This window comes from Streptomyces sp., from assembly GCF_031178505.1.
Taxonomy (GTDB): Bacteria; Actinomycetota; Actinomycetes; order Streptomycetales; family Streptomycetaceae; genus Streptomyces; species Streptomyces gulbargensis.
The window spans coordinates 1-3,066 of the sequence record NZ_JAPSIW010000628.1 but is presented as its reverse complement, the minus strand read 5'-3'; the positions used below and the strand labels follow the sequence as shown (position 1 = coordinate 3,066).

Sequence of the window (3,066 nt, the reverse complement as noted above, 5' to 3'; positions counted from 1 at the left end):
CGCGTCCCCCGGCCGGTGACGGCGGACTGTATACGGTCCGCCGCGCCGCGGTCAGTGCTTGACGGCGGCGGCGACACCGACTCCGGTGAGGGACTTGACCTCCAGCTCGGCGTACTTGCCCGCGTCCGGCTCCTCCTTGGAGAGGAGCGAGCCGAGCCAGCCCAGGAGGAAGCCCAGCGGGATGGAGACCAGGCCGGGGTTCTCCAGCGGGAACCAGTGGAAGTCGACGCCCTTGAACATGGACGCCGGGCCGCCGGAGACCACCGGCGAGAAGAGCACGAGGACGACGGAGGAGATCAGTCCGCCGTAGATCGACCAGAGGGCGCCCTGGGTGGTGAACCGCTTCCAGAAGAGGGAGTAGAGGATCGTCGGCAGGTTGGCCGAGGCGGCGACGGCGAAGGCGAGGGCGACCAGGCCGGCGACGTTGAGGTCGCGGGCGAGGGCGCCGAGGGCGATCGACACGATGCCGATGAGCACGGTGGACCAGCGGGCGGCCCGCATCTCCTGCTTCTCGGTGGCCTTCCCGCGCTTGATCACGTTCGCGTAGATGTCGTGCGCGAAGGACGAGGAGGAGGCCAGGGTCAGGCCGGCGACGACGGCGAGGATGGTGGCGAAGGCGACGGCGGAGATGACGGCGAGGAGGATCGCGCCGCCGGTGGAGTCCGCGCCGCCGCCGACCTCCAGGGCGGTGAGCGGGGCGGCGGTGTTGCCGGCCTTGTTGGACGCCTTGATGGTGTCGCCGCTGAGCAGGGCGGCGGCGCCGAAGCCGAGGACGATCGTCATCAGGTAGAAGGCGCCGATGATGCCGATGGCCCAGTTGACCGACTTACGGGCGGCCTTGGCGGTCGGCACCGTGTAGAAGCGGATCAGGATGTGGGGCAGGCCGGCGGTGCCGAGGACGAGGGCGATGCCGAGGGAGAGGAAGTCGAGCTTCGAGACGGCGCTGGTGCCGTACTTGAGGCCGGGCTCCAGGAAGGCCTGGCCCTTGCCGCTGTTGGTGGCGGCGGCGCCGAGCAGGTCGGAGAGGTTGAAGTCGAACTTCAGCAGGATGAGGAAGGTGATGAGGAGGGTGCCCGCGATGAGCAGGACGGCCTTCACCATCTGGACCCAGGTGGTGCCCTTCATGCCGCCGATCGTCACGTAGACGATCATCAGGACGCCGACGAGGGCGACGATCGCGATCTTGCCGCCGTCGCTGGTGATGCCGAGGAGCAGCGAGACGAGGACGCCCGCTCCGGCCATCTGCGCGAGCAGGTAGAAGATCGAGACGACGATGGTGGAGGTGCCGGCGGCGGTACGGACCGGGCGCTGGCGCATCCGGTAGGCGAGGACGTCGCCCATGGTGAACCGGCCGGAGTTGCGCAGCGGTTCGGCGACCAGGAGCAGGGCGACGAGCCAGGCGACGAGGAAGCCGATCGAGTAGAGGAAGCCGTCGTAGCCGAAGAGGGCGATGGCGCCGCTGATGCCGAGGAAGGACGCGGCGGACATGTAGTCGCCGGAGATGGCGAGGCCGTTCTGGAAGCCGGTGAACTGGCCTCCGCCGGCGTAGAAGTCGGCGGCGCTGCGGGTCTGCCGGCCGGCCCAGACGGTGATGGCCAGGGTGGCGACGACGAAGGCGGCGAACAGGGCGATGATCAGCGGCCGGTGTTCGGTGGTGGCGCTGTCGGCGGCGAGCAGGACGGGGGTGCTCATGCGTCGCCCTCCATGCGGGACTTGATGGCTTCGGCGCGGGGGTCGAGACGCTCGGCGGCGTGCCGGGAGTAGAGCCAGGCGATGAGGAAGGTGGTCGCGAACTGGCCGAGGCCGAGGACGAGGGCCACGTTGATGTTGCCGAGGAGCTTGATGCCCATGAAGCCGCCCGCGTAGTTCGAGAGCAGCACGTACAGCAGGTACCAGGCGATGAAGGCGACGGTCAGCGGAAAGGCGAAGGAACGGTACGTACGGCGCAGTTCACCGAATTCCGGGCTTTTCTGCACCTCGACGAAGTGTTCCGTCGTGGGGCGGCCGGGACCGCTGTCGGTCTCCGTGCCGTTCGTGGGCGGCGGTGCTTCGGTGGCCACGGAAATCTCCTTGTGACGCGGGGCGGACGGGTGGTGCGGGAGGTCCCGCCACGGTGGGAGCACGCGGCTCCGGGCGGAACTCCTCCCCTGCACAACGGCACGGAGCGGGAAGCGACGCGGTTCACCCGGATGGTTTCTTCGCACAGTTCTTCATGAAGTCTTCTCAACTCATTGAATCCCCGGGATGAACAGCGATAACTTCCGTCGTCATGCACCTGCCCAAGCGCAACCCCGCGCGGGCAGTACACGGATGATGTGGAGAACCCATGGCTCATCTGGGATCGAGGCGCGGCCGGGCTCTTGCCCTGCCCGTTGGTCTCGCGCTCACGGCCTCGCTCGGCTTCCTTCCCTCCGGCGCCGCCACCGCCGCGGACCTGAGCGACGCCCCCGCGGTGGCCACCGCGACGGCCGACGGTCCGAAGCTGTCGTACGTGGTCAACGTCGACGGGGGCCGCCGGACCGCCGCCTCGGTGAAGAAGGCCATCGCCGCCGCGGGCGGTGAGATCGTCATCGCCTACGACCAGATAGGTGTGATCGTCGTCCACTCGCGGAACGCCGATTTCGCGAAGACGATCCGGCAGGCGCGCGGCGTCGTGTCGGCCGGTGCCACCCGTACCGCTCCGCTCTCCGTCCAGTCCGACACCGCCGTCGACGAGGGCGCGCAGGCCCTCTCCCCGGCCGAGGCCCGGGCCGCCGCGGCGACCGCCTCGGACGAGCAGGACCCGCTGGAGCCCCTGCAGTGGGACCTCCCGGCCATCAAGGCGGACCGGGCCCACCAGAAGACGCTCGGCAGCAAGCGCGTGACCGTCGGCGTCATCGACACGGGCGTCGACGACACCCACCCCGACCTGGCGCCGAACTTCGACGCCGCCGCCTCCGCCAACTGCGTGTCGGGCAAGCCGGACACCACCCCCGGCTCGTGGCGCCCGGGCGCGGGCGAGAGCGACCACGGCACGCACGTCGCCGGCACGATCGCCGCCGCCAAGAACGGCGTCGGCATCACGGG

3 protein-coding genes are annotated in these 3,066 nt (G+C 69.8%); 1 reads left to right on the top strand and 2 read right to left on the bottom strand.

Features of this window, described 5'->3' with window-relative positions; translation table 11 throughout:
• Window positions 1-51: 51 nt before the first annotated feature.
• Window positions 52-1,692: a cation acetate symporter gene (locus RIF68_RS29300; RefSeq protein WP_309054299.1), complete on the bottom strand. Its 1,641-nt coding sequence runs from the start codon at window positions 1,690-1,692 to the stop codon at window positions 52-54.
• A complete protein-coding gene (locus RIF68_RS29295) occupies window positions 1,689-2,060 on the bottom strand; it encodes a DUF485 domain-containing protein (RefSeq protein WP_309054298.1) in 372 nt (123 codons plus the stop codon). Before RIF68_RS29295 ends, RIF68_RS29300 begins: the two co-directional genes overlap by 4 nt.
• Window positions 2,061-2,326: 266 nt before the next feature.
• On the opposite strand from RIF68_RS29295, the gene RIF68_RS29290 reads away from it, so the two are divergent.
• Window positions 2,327-3,066: S8 family serine peptidase (locus RIF68_RS29290; protein ID WP_309054297.1), on the top strand; the 740-nt coding region annotated here is incomplete at its 3' end.

What these genes read in the sequence shown, in the direction of transcription:
- RIF68_RS29300 (WP_309054299.1), bottom strand. Translation starts at nt 1,692, where the DNA reads ATGAGCACCCCCGTCCTGCTCGCCGCCGACAGCGCCACCACCGAACAC.